Origin of the sequence: Mesorhizobium huakuii, from assembly GCF_014189455.1 — a bacterium.
GTDB classification, from domain to species: domain Bacteria; phylum Pseudomonadota; class Alphaproteobacteria; order Rhizobiales; family Rhizobiaceae; genus Mesorhizobium; species Mesorhizobium huakuii_A.
In genome coordinates, this window is sequence record NZ_CP050296.1 from 3,240,590 (window position 1) to 3,256,609 (window position 16,020).

Consider the following 16,020-nt stretch of genomic DNA (forward strand, 5'->3'; position numbering starts at 1 on the left):
GCAAAGGGCCTACCGAATCGCGTCGAGCGCCTGGCGCTGGCGGTGCATTTCCAGGAAAATCCGGTAGTCGCGATCGAAGCGGGCACCGGCGGCCGGATTGGCGGCACGCCGCTTGCCGCCCTGCTGCATGGCAAGGCATGCGGCGTTGAGGTCGGGGAAAAGCCCGGCGGCGGTTGCGGCAACCATGCCGGTGCCGAGCAGCACCGCTTCGTCGGCCAGCGGCTCGACCACCGTACAGCCGGTGGCGTCGGCGTAGAGCTCCATCAACAGCGGGTTCTTGGTGTGGCCGCCGGTGACATGCAGCGTGTCGATGAGATAGCCGTTCTCGTTCAGCGCCTCCAGCACATGTCGCACGCCGAGCGCGATGCCGACGGCGGTGCGCCAGTAGAGCTTGCACAGACTGTCGAAGGAGGAATCCAGCGTCAGCCCGCTGACGACGCCGACGGCATGAGGATCGGCGAGCGGCGAGCGGTTGCCGTGGAAATCCGGCAGCACATGCAGGCGCGCGGCGAGGTTGTCACCCTCGGCGGCGCGCAGTTCGGCGACACGCCTGGCGATTTTGGCATGCATAGCGGCGTCCGGCTCGCCGCCGGCGCCGTGCCAGCGGATGATGTGGTCGAGCAGCGCGCCGGTGGCCGACTGGCCGCCTTCCGACAGCCACAGCTTGGGCAGCGCCGCGCCATAATAAGGGCCCCAGACGCCGGCAAAAGGCTGCGGATCGGGCGACATCGCCATGACGCAGCTTGATGTGCCGGCGATCAACGCCAGATGCCGGCCGATATCCTGCTCATCGCCTGCAAAGCCGCCGAGCACGCCAAGCGCGCCGGCATAGGCATCGATGACTCCGGCACCGACCCGGCAGTTTTCCGTCAGGCCGAGCTCCGCCGCTGCTTGCGCCGTCAGCGGACCAATGTCGGCGCCGACCGGACTGGCCCTCTCCGGCAGATTGCCATGCTCGAAAAGGTCGTCGAGGCCGACGATTTCGAAGAAATCGCGCTGCCATGCGGTGTCTTCATGCGCGAGGTAAGTCCATTTGGCGGTCAGCGTGCATTGCGAGCGGGCGAGCGAGCCCGTCGCCTGCCACGTCAGGAAATCGGCCAGGTCAAATAGATAGCCGGCTTCATTCCATGTCTGTGGCAGGTTGCGCTTCAGCCACATCAGCTTCGGCGTCGCCATCTCCGGCGACATGACGCCGCCAATATAGTTGAGCACCTCGTGGCTGCTCGCCGTGCATTCGTCGGCTTCGGCAATGGCGCGGTGATCGAGCCAGACGATGGTGTCCCAACGCTTGTCGCCGGTGGTCGAAACGCTGAGCTGTTCGCCTTGCCGGTCGCGCACCACCAGCGAACAGGTGGCATCAAAGGAGATGCCGACAATGTCCTGCGCAGCGACGCCGGCTTTTTCGCGAGCGGCACGCACTGCCGCGCAGACGGCCGACCAGATATCGCGCGAATCATGCTCGGCGTGATCGGGCTTTGGCTGGTTCATGGCGATCGGCCGATCGGCACGGCCGAGCAAGATACCACTGGCGTCGAGAATGCCCGCGCGAGCGCTCCCGGTGCCGACATCGACCGCGCAAACAAACTGTTTCGTCAAGATGCTCTAACTCTCGCTCCCAGGCCTGCAATCAGATCGGGCAATTGCAGCATGTCAGCGAATATAAAGTCCGGTTCACTCGACGCAAGCCGCGCTTTCAGTGCGGGGTTGCCGGCATGCGACCCGCCGGTGAAGGCAAAGACGCGCATGCCCGCCGCGCGCGCCGCCGCGACACCGGCCGGACTGTCCTCGATGACGAGGCATTTGCGCGGATGCGCCCGCATGCTGGCGGCGGCATGCAGGAAAAGGTCGGGCGCCGGCTTGCCCTTGGCAACCATGGCGGCACTGAACAGATGCGGCTCCATCAGCCCGAGCAGGCCGGTGACCTCGAGCGCATAGCGGATGCGTTCCAGCGTGCCCGACGAGGCGACGCAGAACGGCAGGCCAAGCTTCGGCAACATCTCCTTGACGCCGGGAATCGGCTTCAGCTCCTCACGGAACTTGCGCATCAGGTCGACACGCATGGCGGTCAGATGCTGATCGCTGATCTCCAGGCCGAAGTCGCGTCCAAGGATCTCGCGCACGCTTTTCATGCTCTTGCCGAGGAAATGCTCGTAGGCGGCGTCCTCACTGACGCTGCCGCCGGCAAGTTCGATCATGCCGAGCAGCGCCGAGATGGAGAGCGCTTCGCTGTCGACCAGCACGCCGTCGCAGTCGAAGATGACCAGTTCAGGCGTCATGATGGCTGATAGCTCTCAGAGCTTGCCGGCGATGTAGCGCGTCAGCGTGGCGCGGGCGCCGTTGGCCCACAGCACGTTGAGCGCATGGCTGAAGGCCTCGACAAACGCCGTGGCGCGGCCGACATCGCCATAGATGTCCTCCATGGCGAGCCAGGCGGCGGGCGCATCCTTTGCCGCCTTTGCCGTTGCCTGCAGCCGGTCCCAGCTCGGATCGTTGGGTTCGATGACGGCGCCGCTGTCCGTCGTGCCGAAGCAGTATCGGCACCAAAGTGCGGACTCCAGCGCCAGGCCGGCGACACCTTTCCCTGCCTTCAGCCGGTCGGCGATGGTCGGGATGATGAATTTCGGCTGACGGTTGGAGCCATCGAGGCAGAGCCGGCGGATGGTGTCGCCGATCTTGGGATTGGAGAAGCGCTTCTCGATGAGCTGGTAATAGTCCTCCAGCACCGTGTCCGGCACCGGCGGCACCGTCGGGATGATCTCGTCATGCTCGAGCTTGTCGAGAAAGCCGCGCACCAGAGGCTCCTGCATCGCTTCATGGACGAAATGGATGTCCATCAGCCCAGCCGGATAGGCAATGGTGGCATGGCCGCCATTGAGGATGCGGATCTTCATCAACTCGTAGGGCGCGACGTCTTTGACGAACTGCACGCCGACCTTTTCCAGCGGCGGACGGCCATCGGTGAAGCGATCCTCCAGCACCCATTGCCGGAACGGTTCGCAGAACACTGGCCAGGCGTCCTCGACGCCGAAATCCTTGGCCAGGATGCCGCGCTCGCGATCCGTCGTGGCCGGTGTGATGCGATCCACCATGCCATTGGGAAAGGCGACATGGCCGCTCACCCAGCTGGCCAGATCCTCGTCGATCAGCCGCGCCAGACCGATGACGCCGTCCGAGGTGACATGGCCATTGTGGGGGATGTTGTCGCAGGACATCACCGTGAACGGCACGGTGCCTTCGTCGCGCCGGCGCACCAGCCCGGCGAGGATGAGGCCGAACACCGTCTTCGGCGTAGCACCGGGCTGCGCGTCAGCAACGATATCCGGATGGGCCGGGTTGAATTTGCCCGACGCCGGGTCGATGAAATAGCCGCCTTCGGTGATGGTCAGCGACACGATCTTGATCGCCGGATCAGCCAGCCGTTCGATGATGCCGGCCGCATCGCCCGGCATCAGGAAGTCGATCATCGCGCCAGTGACACGGGCGCTCATATGGCCGTCATCCTGCTCGACCACCGTGGTCAGCCAGTCCTGCTCTTGGAGCCTGCCGCGACCGACCTTCTCGCCATCGAATACGCCGGCCCCGACCAGCGCCCAGTCATGGCCGACACCTGAATTGAAGAGATCGTCGAGATAGACCGCCTGGTGCGAGCGATGGAAATTGCCGACGCCGAAGTGCACGATGCCGGCCTTGAGCTTTGAACGGTCATATTTCGGACCGCCGACCTTGGCGGGGAGGTTGGCGAGATTGGCGGAAGAGAGTTTCACGGTCATCTGTTTACCCTTTGGCCGGGCTCCGGCCTCGTTACTCCGCCTCTCCCGGTCCTCTCGGGAGAGGGTAAGGGACGGCACATACCTTGCGAGGCCGATGCGGCCTCTGATATTGGCCTCTGCTTCTCGCGGAGGGACGAGAAGCAGAGGCCGTCCCCCCCTCAACTCATCCACTGGCCGCCATCGACATTGTAGGTCTGGGCGACGATGTACTCGGCCTCGTCACTGGCCAGGAAGACCGCCATGCCGGCGAGATCCTCCGGCTTGCCCATGCGGCCGTAAGGCACCCCTTCGCCGACAAGCCTCTTCTTCTCGCCCTTCGGCCGGTTCTCATATTTGGCGAACAGGGCGTCGACTTGATCCCACATGTCGCTGTCCACGACCCCGGGCGCGATGCCGTTGACGTTGATGCGGTGCTTGATCAGGTCGAGGCCCGCCGACTGGGTCAGCGAGATGACGGCGGCCTTGGTGGCGCAATAGACGCCGACCAGCGCCTCGCCACGCCGCCCGGCCTGGCTTGCCATGTTGATGATTTTGCCGCCCTTGCCCCGCGCGATCATCGAGCGGGCAGCCGCCTGCAGCATGAACAGCGTGCCGGCGACATTGACGGAAAACAATTTCTCGTAGCTTGCCCGGGAGATCTCGACGATCGGCGCCAGATCGAACAAGGCCGCGTTGTTGATCAATATGTCGAGGCCGCCGGCCTTGCTTTCCACCGCCTTCACCGCGGCGTCGATGGAGGCCTGATCCGTGACATCGAGTTTGACGGCATAGGCATTGGCGCCGATCTCGGCGGCCGTCTTTTGCGCGGCCTCAAGGTTGATGTCGGCAATCGCCACCGTGGCGCCTTCGCGCACATAGGCTTCGGCAAAAGCCTTGCCGATGCCACGCGCCGAACCCGTGATCAGCGCCGATTTGCCGGCCAGGCGCATGCTCACATTGCCTTTCCGTCGGCACCGAAGCGATGCAGCTTGGCCTTGTCGGGCGTCAGATAGATGGTGTCACCGTGATGGACGGCTAACTCGCCGTCGGCGCGCACCGTCAGCGGCCCGACGCCATCGGTCTGGACATGCAGGAAGGTGTCGGAGCCCAGATGTTCGGCAACGCCGACGGTGGCTTTCCATTCGCCCGCCGTGGTTGAGATATCCATATGTTCGGGGCGGATACCGATGGTCTTGGCGCCATGTTTGGCGGCTGGCGCGCCCTCGATCAGGTTCATCTTCGGCGAGCCGATGAAGCCGGCGACGAACAGGTTGCGCGGCGTCTTGTAGAGCTCCATCGGCGAGCCGACCTGCTCGATATTGCCGGCATTCAGCACGACGATCTTGTCGGCCATGGTCATGGCTTCGACCTGGTCGTGGGTGACGTAGATCATGGTGGTCTTGAGCTGGTGGTGCAACTCGCTGATCTCCAGCCGCATCGTGCCGCGAAGGGCCGCATCGAGGTTGGAGAGCGGTTCGTCGAACAGGAAGGCCGAGGGCTGGCGCACGATGGCGCGGCCGATGGCGACGCGCTGGCGCTGGCCGCCTGAGAGCTGGCCGGGCCGCCGTTCGAGATAGTTGGTGAGGTTCAAGACGCGTGCCGCGTCCTTTACCTTCTTGTCGATGGTCGCCTGGTCCTCGCCCGCCATCTTCAGCGGGAAGGCGATGTTCTTGGCCACCGTCATATGCGGATAGAGCGCGTAGGACTGGAACACCATGGCAAGCTTGCGCTTGGCCGGCGCCTCGCCGGTGACGTCACGGCCATCGATGTTGATGGTGCCGCCGCTGGTGTCCTCCAGCCCGGCGATCAGTCGCAGCAGCGTGGACTTGCCGCAACCCGACGGGCCGACGAAGACGACGAACTCGCCATTCTCGATCACCAGGTCGAGGCCGGGGATGATTGACGTCGCCCCGAAGGACTTGGAGACGTTCTTGAGCGTGATGTTTCCCATGGTTTCCTCCCCGAGGGGTTATTGTCCGTCGTCGGTTGCGTGCGGCGGTATTATTTCACGGCGCCAAAGGTCAGGCCGCGCACCAGCTGCTTCTGGCTGAACCAGCCCATGATCAGGATCGGCGCGATCGCCAGCGTCGAGGCGGCCGAAAGCTTGGCCCAGAACAGGCCTTGCGGGCTGGAGAAGGAACTGATGAAGGCGGTGAGCGGAGCAGCATCCGTGGTGGTCAGGCGGATCGTCCAGAACGCCTCGTTCCAGGCCAGGATGATGTTCAAGAGCATGGTCGAGGCAATGCCGGGCACCGCCATCGGGGTCAGCACATAGATGATCTCGTTCCACAGCGAGGCGCCGTCCATGCGCGCCGCTTCCAGGATTTCGCCAGGGATCTCGCGGAAGTAGGTGTAGAGCATCCACACCACGATCGGCAGGTTGATCAGCATCAGCATGACCATCAGGCCGATGCGGCTGTCGAGCAGGCCGGTGTCGCGGAAGATCAGGTAGATCGGGAACAGCACCGCGACAGCCGGCATCATCTTGGTGGACAGCATCCACATCAGAATGTCCTTGGTCCGCTTGGTCGGCGAGAACGCCATCGACCATGCCGCCGGAATGGCGACCAGCAAGGCCAGGATGGTTGAGCCGACCGAGAGCAGCACCGAATTGAAGAAGAACTTGAAGTAGCCGCTCTGCGCCTGAACCTCGGTATAACTCTCGAACGTTCCGGACGGGATCAGGGCGAAACCCTGGATCGCCTCCTGTTCCGACTTGAACGAGGTTATGATCGTGTAGAGGATCGGGAAGAAGATCAGCAGCGCGACGATCCAGGCCGCAGCCGTCGCGATCGTCTTGTGCCGGGTGGTGACTGCACGGGCCATCTTGTCCTCCCTTACTTGTCGAGGTTCTTGCCGACCGCGCGCATGGCGAAGAAGGCGACGATATTGGCGAGAATGACGGCGATCACGCCGCCCGCGGATGCCTGGCCGATTTTGAACTCCAGCAACGCCTTCTGGTAGACGAGGAAGGGCAGGTTGGTGGAGGCGTAGCCGGGGCCGCCATTGGTAGTGACCAGGATCTCGGCATAGACCGAGAGCAGGAAGATGGTCTGGATCAGGATGACCACGGTGATGGCGCGCGACATGTGCGGCAGCGTCAGATAGATGAAGCGGCTGATAAAGCCGGCGCCGTCCATTTCGGCGGCTTCCTTCTGCTCGCCGTCGAGCGATTGCAGCGCGGTCAAAAGGATCAATGTCGCGAAAGGCAGCCACTGCCAGGCGACGATGATGATGATCGCCGTCATCGGATGTTGCCCGAACCAGTCGATCGGTTGCGCCCCGAAGAAGCGCGCTATGTCGGCGAACACTCCGTATTGCGGGTGCATGATCATGTTCTTCCAGACCAGTGCGGCCACTGGCGGCATGACGAAGAACGGTGAAATGACGAGGATGCGCACGATCCCCTGTCCCCACATCGGCTGATCGATCAAAAGCGCCAGCAGGATGCCGCCGATCACCGTGATCAACAGAACGCTGATCACCAGGATCAAGGTGTTGAGGATCGATTGCAGGAAGGCGGGGTTGGAATAGAACAGCGCATAGTTGGAGAAACCAACGAAGCCGTCGCGGATCGGGTTGAGCGGATTGTACTGCTGGAAGGAGAACCAGAGGGTGATGACCAGCGGCACGATCATCCAGACGAACAGCAGCACGACAGATGGCGCCATCATGAAACGGGCAAGCGAACGGGTCTGCTGAGTAGCCATGACGGTCACCCTCCAAAGGTCAGCTAGATTTTTAGAGTTGTGCCAGAAATTCCAGGATTGTGAAGATGGCCGCCCGAACTGGGACTCGGGCGGCCACTGCCGGTCATGGTGCGCGACCGGCATTCGGCACCGGGAGGAGCCTTACTTGATATACCCGCCTTCGGTCATTGCCGCGGTGGCAGCGTCCTGGGCCTGCTTCAGCGCATCGTCGACGCTCGACTGGCCGGCAAGAGCCGCCGAGAAGAGCTGGCCGACAGTGGTGCCAAGGCCCTGGAACTCAGGGATGGCGACGAACTGGACGCCGACATAGGGCACCGGCTTGACAGTCGGATGCGTCGGATCGGCGGCGTTGATCGAGTCCAGCGTCATCTTGGCGAACGGAGCCGCCTTCTGGTACTCGGCATTGGCGTAGAGCGAGGAGCGCGTGCCCGGAGGAACGTTGGCCCAGCCTTCCTTAGCCGCGACGAGCTCGGCGTAATGCTTGCTGGTCGCCCAGGAGACGAACTTCTCGGCGGCGTCAGCCTTCTTGGTGCCGGCCGGAATGGCCAGCGACCATGCCCACAGCCAGTTGCCGCGCTTGCCCAGACCATTGTCGGGCGCCAGCGCATAGCCGACCTTGTCGGCGACGGTCGAGTTCTTCGGATCCGAAACGAAGGATGCCGCGACGGTGGCGTCGATCCACATGCCGCACTTGCCCTGCTGGAACAGCGCCAGGTTTTCGTTGAAGCCGTTGGAGGACGCACCTTCCGGACCGTCGGCCTTCATCAGGTCGACATAGAACTGCAGCGTGTTCTTCCATTCGGGCTGGTCGAACTGCGGCTTCCAGTTCTCGTCGAACCAGCGGGCGCCGAAGGAGTTCGACATGGCGGTCAGGAAGGCCATGTTCTCGCCCCAGCCGGCCTTGCCGCGCAGGCAGACGCCATTCACGCCATTGGCGCGGTCGGTCATCTTGTCGGCGGCCTGCTTGATGAAGTCCCAGGTCGGAGCGTCGGGCATCTTCAGCCCTGCTTTTTCCATCAAATCCTTGCGGTACATGACGAAGGAGCTTTCGCCGTAGAAGGGCGCGGCATAGAGCTTGCCGTCGACCGAAAGGCCGCCGGCAATGGCGGGGATGATGTCCTTGGCGTCATAGTCGTCGCCGAGCTTGTCGAGCGGCAAGAGCCAGCTCTGCTTGGCCCAGATCGGCACCTCGTAGGTGCCGATGGTCATCACGTCATACTGGCCACCCTTGGTGGCGATGTCGGTGGTGACGCGCTCGCGCAGCACGTTTTCTTCGAGCGTCACCCAGTTGAGCTGGATGTCGGGGTTCGCCTTGGTGAAGTCTTCGGTCAGCTTCTGCATGCGGACCATGTCGCCATTGTTGACGGTGGCGATGGTGATGGATTCGGCATGTGCGGCAAAAGCGAGAGCGCTGGCCGACAACAAGCCCAGGGTGAGCGTGCGCAGTTTCATCAAATTCCTCCCATGAACCAAGATGAGCATTTGCCTTGGCTTTGAGCAATTACTCACTTGAGATGAATTATGTCAAGCCGGATTCGATGCTGCAGCGCAGCACTCGGCCGTCCCGGCGCAGGACAGGCGCATGGAAATTTGGGGCGGCAAGCCGCGCCCGTGGCGGATATCAGCCGACGGGACAGGAAGGCCTGGAGGATTGGAGCGGCTCTAAAGGCCTGTCAGCAGGCGATCTCGGCCAGCAGCCAGTCGCGGAAGGCGCGGATCTTCGGCACATTGCGGCGCGCTTCGGGATAGACCAGCCAGTAGGCGTGGCCATCGTCGCCGACCAGGTCGAAGGGCTGGATCAGGCGGCCGTCGGCGAGCTCCGCCTTGAACAGCGCCCTAGTCAGGATCGCCACGCCATGGCCTGCTATGGCGGCATTGGCCTCATAGGCCTGCGCGCCCATGCTGCTGCCGGGCCGCTTGGCAAGGTCGTGCGTATGCACGCCGGCGGCCTCGAACCATTGCGTCCACCAGATGTCGCCCGGATCGAGGATCGGCAGCCGCAACAGGTCGGCTGGCTCCTTGATGCCGCCAATGCTGGCCGCGAGCTTCGGGCTCAGCATCGGCGTGAAATCGGCATCGAGCAGCTTGTGGGCTTCCAGCCCCGGCCATTTGCCGCCACCCGAGCGGATGGCGAGGTCGACATCCTCGCGGGCGAAATCCGTCAGCCGGCTCGATGTTTCGAGCCGCACGGCAAGCGCGGGATGGGCCATCTGGAATGAGCCCAGATGATGCGCCAGCCAATTCGAGGCAAAGGTCAGCACCGTGGTGACGCACAACAGACCGTCCGCGCCGCCACGCGCCGCGGCATAGGCCTGGCTGAGAATGGCAAAGGCCTCGCTGACCGCCGGCGCCAGCCGTTGGCCGGATTCGGTCAGCTCGATCTGCCGCGGCCGGCGCAGGAACAGCGGTGACCCGACACGCTCTTCCAGCACCTTGATCTGATAGCTGACCGCGGCCTGTGTCATGGCGAGTTCCACGGCGGCCTTGGTGAAGGAAAGATGCCGCGCCACCGCTTCGAACACCCGGATCGCCTGCAGCGGCGGGAGTTGCGAAACCTGCGGTGAGCTCAGATCCGGCATAAGGCCTCCTTATGGGTCCTTATCGACGTTCGATTGGCAAAGCTGGCCGGCAAGACCGACATTCAGGGTCAACCCGTCATTCGGGTTCAGGATAGCGAAGGTTGACGATCATGACCATGGCGCAGCAAAAATGCACTCCCGCTCCGGATCACCGCTGGATTTCGTGGCTCACGGACGGATTCGGTTGGTTCGCGATCAGAAAAAGGGCGCATCTCGACATCAGGGACCTGTCGCCGCATCTGCAGCGCGACGTCGGTTTCCTCGATGGCAATGACCCTTTCGGCCGGCACCTATAGACTTGTCGGCTTTATCGCAAAAAGCAGTCGCCGCTGCCGCACCTGGCAGGGTCTGCGGTCAGATGCCGGCCAGCAAAGCGGTCGCCGTCCGCTCATCGGTGATGAGGCCATTGACCAACCGGCGGTTCACGGCCGCCAGGATTCCCGGCAGCTTGCGCTCACCCATGGCCAGCGCGATGACCAGCGATTTTTCACGCGACGGCAGCGATGCCGACGACACGCGGTCGTTGGTGATGCCTTCGATCATGCGGCCATCGCGATCGAACACCCAGCCGACGATCTCGGCGATGCCGCCAGCCTTCTGCAGGGCTTTCAGCTCGCTTTCGGAAATGAAACCATCCTCATAGAGCGGCGCCTTGGGACCGAGGTCGCCAATGCCGATGAAGGTGACGTCGGCTTCCGCCGCAAGCGCCAGCGTCGGCTGGATCATCGGCTGGTTGAGCAGCATCTCGCGCTCCTGCGGCGAGGAGGCGATGACCGGCAGCGGCATCGGGAAGGAGCGCGCCTTGACCCGGTCGGCCATTGTGAAGATGACGTTGTAGAAGGCGGCCGAACCGTCCGGCGAGATGTTGCCCGTCAAGGACACCACCTTGTGCTGCGGACATTCCATCGGCGGCAGCTGTTCGATCGCCGCCTTCAGCGTGCGTCCGGTGCCGATGCCCATGACGATCGGCGTCGGAGAGCGCAGCCGCCGCTCGATCTCGGCGGCCGCCGCCTCGGCGATGCCGATCGTGGTGGAGGATGAATTCGGATCGCTCGGCACCACCTCGACCAGGTCGAGCGCGAAGCGCGATTTCAGCCGGGCGGCGAGGTCGAGGCAGTTGGCGATCGGATGATCGACACGAACCTTGATCAAGCCTTCCGACACCGCAAGCGACACCAGCCGCTGCGCCGTCTGCCGCGAAATGCCGAGCGTGGCGGCGATCTGGTCCTGTGTGTTGCCGGCAACATAATAAAGCCAGCCGGCGCGCGCCGCGTCGTCCAGCCTGTTGCTGCCGCCATCCTGCCGGCTATTCACGTCCTGCCTCCCAAGGCCGCCGGTCATCAGGGCGGTCCACTCTTAGTTTCGCAGGGAACGGCTGTCTGCGCAATTGTCAATATCAAGGGCAATTGTTCGCAACTGCGAGATTGGGATTGACCCACCGACAATCTCTGACCGCAGCGAGCAGGCCGGCTTCACTCCCGGTCGCGGCCGCCTTCTGTGATCCTGACGGTTTATCTCCCGGCGCAAACCCTTTAAGGGGATCGCAAAAGGAGCGCTGCATGACACCGAAGGCGGTTTTCTGGGACATGGATGGCACGCTGGTCGACAGTGAGCCGCTGCACGAGGCAGCCCTTGTGGCGGCAATGCGCAATGTCGGCCTCAAGCCGCCCGCCGACCTGCATGAGCGCGTGCTCGGCGTCGCCGCCTGGCCGGTCTACGAGATGATGCGCGACGAATTCGGCCTCGATCTTCCCTTCGACGATTGGATCATGCGCAAATACGAGCATTATCTGCCGCTGGTCGAAGGCCTGAAGCCGCGCCCCGGCGCCATCGAGGTCTTCAACGAATTACGAGCGCTTGGCGTGCAGCAGGCGGTGGTTTCCAATTCTGACCGGATGATCGTCGACGCCAATCTGCGCATGGTCGGCCTTGTCTATCCCGGCATGAAGACCATCAGCCGCAACGATGTGCGCGAAGGCAAGCCGCACGCCGAACCCTTCCTGCGCGCTGCCTATCTGGCCGGTGTCGATCCCGCGCACGCGGTGGCGGTCGACGACAGCTGGCCGGGCGCCATGGCGGGACTGGCGGCGGGCATGAAGACGATCTTCTGGTCGGAAAAGCCGATGGAAGGACCGCCCGGCGCCATCGTCATCAACAGCGCCGAGGAATTGCGCCGAGAAGTCGGCCTTTAATTCCGGTAGACGGGTTCCTGCTCGTCGAGGATCGCCTTCAATTCGGCGAGATGACGCTCGGCCTGGCCGGGATAATCATCCATTTCGCTCGCCGCTTTCTCGGCGATGGCATCGGACAGCGTCCGCAGCGGCCGGCCGGTCCACAGCGCCTTGATGTAGGTCTCGGCGGCGCGCTCGAAATAGAACATGCGGTTGAAGGCATCGGCGACCGTGTCGCCGATCACCATCACGCCGTGATTGCCCATCACCATCACCTTGACCTTGGGGTCGGTGAGAAGCTGCGAGCAGCGCTCGCCCTCTTCCTCGAAGGCCAGCCCGCCATAATGCGCGTCGACGACATGGCGGTTGAAGAACATCGCCGAATTCTGGTCGATCGGCGGCAAAGTCGAGTCCGCCAGCGAGGCCAGCACGGTGGCGTGGATCGAATGCACATGCATGGCGCAGCGCGCATGCGGCACGTTGCGGTGGATGGCGCCGTGCAGGCCCCAGGCCGTCGGGTCGGGCGCATTGGGGCCGGAGAGCGTTTCGGGATCGTTGGCGTCGATCAGCAGCAGATCGCTCGCCTTGATGCGCGAGAAATGCACCTGGTTCGGGTTCATCAGGAATTTGGTGCCGTCGTCGTTGACGGACAGGGAGAAATGATTGGCCACCGCCTCATGCATGTTGAGCCGAGCTGTCCAGCGGAAAGCGGCGGCGAGATCGACGCGCTCTTCGTAGTAAGGCAGGTTGCTCAGCGGCTCCTTGTGCAGGCGGGTGATGCTCATCGAAAATGCCTCCGGTTTTGGCCAGAATGCCGCGACCGACGGCGGCCCGCAACGGGTTTCGGTTGGTGCAGGGAGAAGCCGCTGGCTGTCAGGCCGCCGTGCTGGCGACAGTGCCGGCCCTGAGTCCACCATGCTCGACGATGAAGTCGATGACCTCCCGCAAGCCCTTGCCACGCGACAGATCGGTGAAGCCGAACGGCCGCTTGCCGCGCATGCGGCCGGCGTCGCTCTCCATGACGTCGAGGTTGACGTTCACATAAGGCGCCAGATCGCTCTTGTTGATGATCAGGAAATCGGAGCGGGTGATCGCCGGCCCGCCCTTGCGCGGGATCTCCTCGCCCTGGCAAACCGAGATGACATAGAGTGTCAGATCCGCAAGGTCCGGCGAGAAGGTGGCGGCAAGGTTGTCGCCGCCGGATTCGATGAAGATGATGTCGAGATCGGGGAATTTCCGGTTGAGTTCGGCGATCGCCTGCAAATTGATCGAGGCGTCCTCGCGGATGGCGGTATGCGGGCAGCCACCGGTCTCGACGCCGACGATGCGATCCTCCGGCAGCGCCTGCAGCCGGGCCAGCATCATAGCGTCTTCCCTGGTGTAGATATCGTTGGTGACGACGGCGATGGAGAACTCGTCGCGCAGCGCCTTGCAGAGTTTTTCGGTGAGCGTCGTCTTGCCGGAGCCGACAGGGCCGCCAATACCGATGCGAAGGGGACCGTTGGCTTGGGTCATGTTGGGAACTCCATGATGGCGAGGATTGCGAAGCCGAGCCCGATCAACAGGCAGAGCGGCGAATAATAACTGGTATCGAGCCGGGCGAAAGGCTGCTCGGGCGCCAGCCGCCGCCACCACGGCGTGAAGCCGGCAATGCCGCGCCCCAAAAACACCAGCCCGATGAGCAGCGAAGTGGCTGCAAGGCCTTCTCTGGGGAAGGGCGAGGCAAAGAAGCCGATCAGCGCCAGCGGCCAGAGCGTCGCCAGGCCAAGGCAGGCGGCAACGGCGAAACTGGCCAAGGGCGTCGGCATTTCGTCAACGCCGCGAAAACCGACGACCGCGTGGGCACAGGACGCCGCATCCCCGCCCGGCCAGATGCCGCCAATGCCCCAATAGACATGCAGCGCCGTGATCAGCAGCAGGACGAAGGACAGCGCGAAAGCGAGAAGGATCATGAGCGGAACAGTCGCGAATACTGAGTTTCGTGCTTCATCGCCATGACGTCGGAGACGAAGGCGCAGCCGCCGAGATCGTCCAATGTCGACCGGGACGCGCGGGCGGCGGTTGCAAGCGCCAGCGGCTCGAAGCCGGCCAGCAGTGTGGTGGCCTCGCTCTGGCCGACGACACCCAGCCTGATCGCCGCCTGCACGAGGTTGGAGAAGAAGGCTTGCAGGAAGGCGGACAGCGCGTCCTGCAGCGCAATGCCATTGCCGCCGGCAATGGCGCCGACGACGACACAATAGGCGCATTCAGCCGGCAAGCGCTTCAGCACCGGATTGGGCCAGGCCGCAGCCGCTTTCAGGAAGGCCGCGCCTTGCAGCATGGTCTCGGTATGGCGTTCGCGCGAGCCGGAGAGCGCCTCGGCCAGGGCGGCGACCTCGTCGAGATCGCCGTCGTCGCGGGCGCGGCGCCAGCTCTCGGAAAACAGCACGGCATCGTTCCAGCCCGAGCCCATCTCGACCAGCGTTTCCAGCCAGCTGGCCAGGCTCTCGGCATCGGCAACCAGCCCGTCATGCACCGCGCGCTCGAGACCATGACTGTAGGCAAAACCGCCGACCGGAAAGGCCGGCGACAGCCACGCCATCAGCCGCAAGAGCGCAATGTTCGAAGGCTGGTCAGTCATGGTCGTGGTGATGACCGGCATGGGAATGGCTGTGTGCGTGGGAATGCGATTCGCCATGCGCGTGAGAATGCGCTTCCGCGTGGCTGTGCGCATGGCCGTGATCATGCCCACCACCATGTCCGGAATAGGCGCCGCGCACCGGCTTGAACGGTTCGGAAACCTCGCGCACCGTGGCGCCAAGCCCCTCCAGCATCGCCTTGATGACGTGGTCGCGCAGGATGACGATACGGTCCGCCTCGATGCCCGCGGCGAGATGGCGGTTGCCGATATGCCAGGCGAGTTCGGTCAGATGCACGCCGTCGCGCGCGCGGATGTCGTAGACCTCTTCCGGTGCCGCGATGATCTCGACATGGCGGCCATCCTCCAGCACCAGACGGTCGCCATCGTTCAGGGCGACGGGTTCGGACAGGTCGACCAGCACCTTGCTGCCATCGGACAGTTCGATGGCGCGGCGGCGAAGATGCCGTTCGTCATGCGCAAGCACAGCCTTGGCGAATGCGGGCGCCGCACCCGCCTCGCCAGCGGGCCGCACCGAGACGGCGCGCGGGAATTTGGTGAAATCGGTGTTGAGGTTGAGTTTCATTTCAAGGAGCCTCCGTTGGCCTGCGCCCGTGCGCGGGCAGGGCGCGAAAGCACCCTGTCGAAATAGGCGTTGACGCGGTCGGACTCGATCAGGAATTTTCCGGCGCGCGCCCAGCCGCCCATGTCGCCGAGCAGCACGTCGACGGCGGAAAACCGGTCGCCGAGCGCAAACGTTTTGTCGCCAAGCCGGCGGCCCAGCGCCTTTGCTTCCGAGGCGAAATCGAAGGCCGCCGCGGGGCCGACATCGACGCGCACTTCCTTCGGCAGCAGGAAGCGGTGGCGCAATTTGTTCCACAGCGGCGCCTCGAACTCGCTCTGGGCAAAATGCATCCAGGAATCCATCTCGGCACGGCCGGCGACGCCGGGGCTGGCGCCCATGCCTTTATCCGCGTGCTTGTCGGCGAGATAGACGCAGATCGCCGCCGAATCCGTCACCGTCAGCTCGCCGTCGATGAGGACCGGCACCTTGCCTGATGGGTTAAGCGCATAGGCTTCTGGCGAGCGCAACTTCACTTCGACGAACTCATAACGCTGCCCGAGCTCCTCGAGCATCCAGAGAACGCGACTGACCCGGGATCCCCGTGATCCGACGGCCTTGTACATGGTTGA

The 16,020-nt window shown here is 63.7% G+C and carries 18 protein-coding genes; 2 read left to right on the top strand and 16 right to left on the bottom strand.

Annotation, left to right across the window (positions count from 1 at the left end):
• Positions 1 to 9 precede the first annotated feature (9 nt).
• From HB778_RS16105 to gcvA, 9 genes are all read right to left on the bottom strand, one after another.
• The gene (locus tag HB778_RS16105; protein WP_183464727.1) at positions 10 to 1,596 is read right to left on the bottom strand and encodes an FGGY-family carbohydrate kinase; all 1,587 of its coding nucleotides are present in this window, start codon (positions 1,594 to 1,596) and stop codon (positions 10 to 12) included.
• Positions 1,593 to 2,276: an HAD family hydrolase gene (locus HB778_RS16110; protein WP_183464728.1), complete on the bottom strand. Its 684-nt coding sequence runs from the start codon at positions 2,274 to 2,276 to the stop codon at positions 1,593 to 1,595. The genes HB778_RS16105 and HB778_RS16110 overlap by 4 nt, the downstream gene beginning before the upstream one ends.
• A gap of 15 nt (positions 2,277 to 2,291) precedes the next feature.
• The gene (locus tag HB778_RS16115; RefSeq protein WP_183464729.1) at positions 2,292 to 3,770 is read right to left on the bottom strand and encodes a mannitol dehydrogenase family protein; all 1,479 of its coding nucleotides are present in this window, start codon (positions 3,768 to 3,770) and stop codon (positions 2,292 to 2,294) included.
• Between the two features lie 158 nt (positions 3,771 to 3,928).
• The gene (locus HB778_RS16120) at positions 3,929 to 4,699 is read right to left on the bottom strand and encodes an L-iditol 2-dehydrogenase (RefSeq protein WP_183465107.1); all 771 of its coding nucleotides are present in this window, start codon (positions 4,697 to 4,699) and stop codon (positions 3,929 to 3,931) included.
• A 2-nt stretch (positions 4,700 to 4,701) separates the two neighbouring features.
• Positions 4,702 to 5,700: an ABC transporter ATP-binding protein gene (locus tag HB778_RS16125; RefSeq protein ID WP_183464730.1), complete on the bottom strand. Its 999-nt coding sequence runs from the start codon at positions 5,698 to 5,700 to the stop codon at positions 4,702 to 4,704.
• Between the two features lie 50 nt (positions 5,701 to 5,750).
• Entirely contained in the window at positions 5,751 to 6,575 is an 825-nt protein-coding gene (locus HB778_RS16130) for a carbohydrate ABC transporter permease (protein WP_183464731.1), read from the bottom strand.
• An 11-nt stretch (positions 6,576 to 6,586) separates the two neighbouring features.
• Complete coding sequence (locus HB778_RS16135) at positions 6,587 to 7,459, bottom strand: carbohydrate ABC transporter permease (RefSeq protein WP_183464732.1); 873 nt, start codon at positions 7,457 to 7,459, stop codon at positions 6,587 to 6,589.
• Between the two features lie 141 nt (positions 7,460 to 7,600).
• The gene (locus tag HB778_RS16140; protein ID WP_183464733.1) at positions 7,601 to 8,911 is read right to left on the bottom strand and encodes an ABC transporter substrate-binding protein; all 1,311 of its coding nucleotides are present in this window, start codon (positions 8,909 to 8,911) and stop codon (positions 7,601 to 7,603) included.
• A gap of 221 nt (positions 8,912 to 9,132) precedes the next feature.
• On the bottom strand, positions 9,133 to 10,038 hold the full coding sequence (gene gcvA / locus HB778_RS16145; protein WP_183464734.1) for a transcriptional regulator GcvA: 906 nt from the start codon (positions 10,036 to 10,038) through the stop codon (positions 9,133 to 9,135).
• A gap of 110 nt (positions 10,039 to 10,148) precedes the next feature.
• Between gcvA and HB778_RS16150 the strand changes: the two genes are divergently transcribed.
• Entirely contained in the window at positions 10,149 to 10,334 is a 186-nt protein-coding gene (locus HB778_RS16150) for a hypothetical protein (protein WP_183465108.1), read from the top strand.
• Between the two features lie 58 nt (positions 10,335 to 10,392).
• Here HB778_RS16150 and HB778_RS16155 read toward each other — a convergent pair whose 3' ends face one another.
• Positions 10,393 to 11,352, bottom strand: a complete 960-nt coding sequence (locus HB778_RS16155) for a sugar-binding transcriptional regulator (protein ID WP_115142004.1) — start codon at positions 11,350 to 11,352, stop codon at positions 10,393 to 10,395.
• A gap of 245 nt (positions 11,353 to 11,597) precedes the next feature.
• On the opposite strand from HB778_RS16155, the gene HB778_RS16160 reads away from it, so the two are divergent.
• Positions 11,598 to 12,230: an HAD family hydrolase gene (locus tag HB778_RS16160; protein WP_183464735.1), complete on the top strand. Its 633-nt coding sequence runs from the start codon at positions 11,598 to 11,600 to the stop codon at positions 12,228 to 12,230.
• Here the strand turns inward: HB778_RS16160 and HB778_RS16165 are convergent.
• The 6 genes from HB778_RS16165 to HB778_RS16190 form a co-directional block, all read right to left on the bottom strand.
• Positions 12,227 to 12,994 carry a class II aldolase and adducin N-terminal domain-containing protein gene (locus HB778_RS16165; RefSeq protein ID WP_183464736.1) on the bottom strand — a complete coding sequence of 256 codons (768 nt, stop codon included), beginning with the start codon at positions 12,992 to 12,994 and terminating at the stop codon, positions 12,227 to 12,229. The two genes, HB778_RS16160 and HB778_RS16165, sit on opposite strands and share 4 nt — an antisense overlap.
• 88 nt (positions 12,995 to 13,082) lie before the next feature.
• Complete coding sequence (gene ureG, locus HB778_RS16170) at positions 13,083 to 13,724, bottom strand: urease accessory protein UreG (RefSeq protein ID WP_183464737.1); 642 nt, start codon at positions 13,722 to 13,724, stop codon at positions 13,083 to 13,085.
• On the bottom strand, positions 13,721 to 14,161 hold the full coding sequence (locus HB778_RS16175) for a DUF3995 domain-containing protein (protein ID WP_183464738.1): 441 nt from the start codon (positions 14,159 to 14,161) through the stop codon (positions 13,721 to 13,723). The genes ureG and HB778_RS16175 overlap by 4 nt, the downstream gene beginning before the upstream one ends.
• A complete protein-coding gene (locus tag HB778_RS16180) occupies positions 14,158 to 14,829 on the bottom strand; it encodes an urease accessory protein UreF (RefSeq protein WP_183464739.1) in 672 nt (223 codons plus the stop codon). The genes HB778_RS16175 and HB778_RS16180 overlap by 4 nt, the downstream gene beginning before the upstream one ends.
• A complete protein-coding gene (ureE, locus tag HB778_RS16185; RefSeq protein WP_183464740.1) occupies positions 14,822 to 15,412 on the bottom strand; it encodes an urease accessory protein UreE in 591 nt (196 codons plus the stop codon). The genes HB778_RS16180 and ureE overlap by 8 nt, the downstream gene beginning before the upstream one ends.
• A complete protein-coding gene (locus tag HB778_RS16190) occupies positions 15,409 to 16,014 on the bottom strand; it encodes a glutathione S-transferase family protein (protein WP_183464741.1) in 606 nt (201 codons plus the stop codon). The genes ureE and HB778_RS16190 overlap by 4 nt, the downstream gene beginning before the upstream one ends.
• Positions 16,015 to 16,020 lie beyond the last annotated feature (6 nt).

Excerpts from the sequence above, each read along its gene's own strand:
- HB778_RS16110 (WP_183464728.1), bottom strand. The coding sequence starts at position 2,276 with ATGACGCCTGAACTGGTCATCTTCGACTGCGACGGCGTGCTGGTCGAC.
- HB778_RS16115 (WP_183464729.1), bottom strand. The coding sequence starts at position 3,770 with ATGACCGTGAAACTCTCTTCCGCCAATCTCGCCAACCTCCCCGCCAAG.
- HB778_RS16120 (WP_183465107.1), bottom strand. The coding sequence starts at position 4,699 with ATGCGCCTGGCCGGCAAATCGGCGCTGATCACGGGTTCGGCGCGTGGC.
- HB778_RS16125 (WP_183464730.1), bottom strand. The coding sequence starts at position 5,700 with ATGGGAAACATCACGCTCAAGAACGTCTCCAAGTCCTTCGGGGCGACG.
- HB778_RS16130 (WP_183464731.1), bottom strand. The coding sequence starts at position 6,575 with ATGGCCCGTGCAGTCACCACCCGGCACAAGACGATCGCGACGGCTGCG.
- HB778_RS16135 (WP_183464732.1), bottom strand. The coding sequence starts at position 7,459 with ATGGCTACTCAGCAGACCCGTTCGCTTGCCCGTTTCATGATGGCGCCA.
- HB778_RS16140 (WP_183464733.1), bottom strand. The coding sequence starts at position 8,911 with ATGAAACTGCGCACGCTCACCCTGGGCTTGTTGTCGGCCAGCGCTCTC.
- gcvA (WP_183464734.1), bottom strand. The coding sequence starts at position 10,038 with ATGCCGGATCTGAGCTCACCGCAGGTTTCGCAACTCCCGCCGCTGCAG.
- HB778_RS16150 (WP_183465108.1), top strand. The coding sequence starts at position 10,149 with ATGACCATGGCGCAGCAAAAATGCACTCCCGCTCCGGATCACCGCTGG.
- HB778_RS16160 (WP_183464735.1), top strand. The coding sequence starts at position 11,598 with ATGACACCGAAGGCGGTTTTCTGGGACATGGATGGCACGCTGGTCGAC.
- HB778_RS16165 (WP_183464736.1), bottom strand. The coding sequence starts at position 12,994 with ATGAGCATCACCCGCCTGCACAAGGAGCCGCTGAGCAACCTGCCTTAC.
- ureG (WP_183464737.1), bottom strand. The coding sequence starts at position 13,724 with ATGACCCAAGCCAACGGTCCCCTTCGCATCGGTATTGGCGGCCCTGTC.
- HB778_RS16175 (WP_183464738.1), bottom strand. The coding sequence starts at position 14,161 with ATGATCCTTCTCGCTTTCGCGCTGTCCTTCGTCCTGCTGCTGATCACG.
- HB778_RS16180 (WP_183464739.1), bottom strand. The coding sequence starts at position 14,829 with ATGACTGACCAGCCTTCGAACATTGCGCTCTTGCGGCTGATGGCGTGG.
- ureE (WP_183464740.1), bottom strand. The coding sequence starts at position 15,412 with ATGAAACTCAACCTCAACACCGATTTCACCAAATTCCCGCGCGCCGTC.
- HB778_RS16190 (WP_183464741.1), bottom strand. The coding sequence starts at position 16,014 with ATGTACAAGGCCGTCGGATCACGGGGATCCCGGGTCAGTCGCGTTCTC.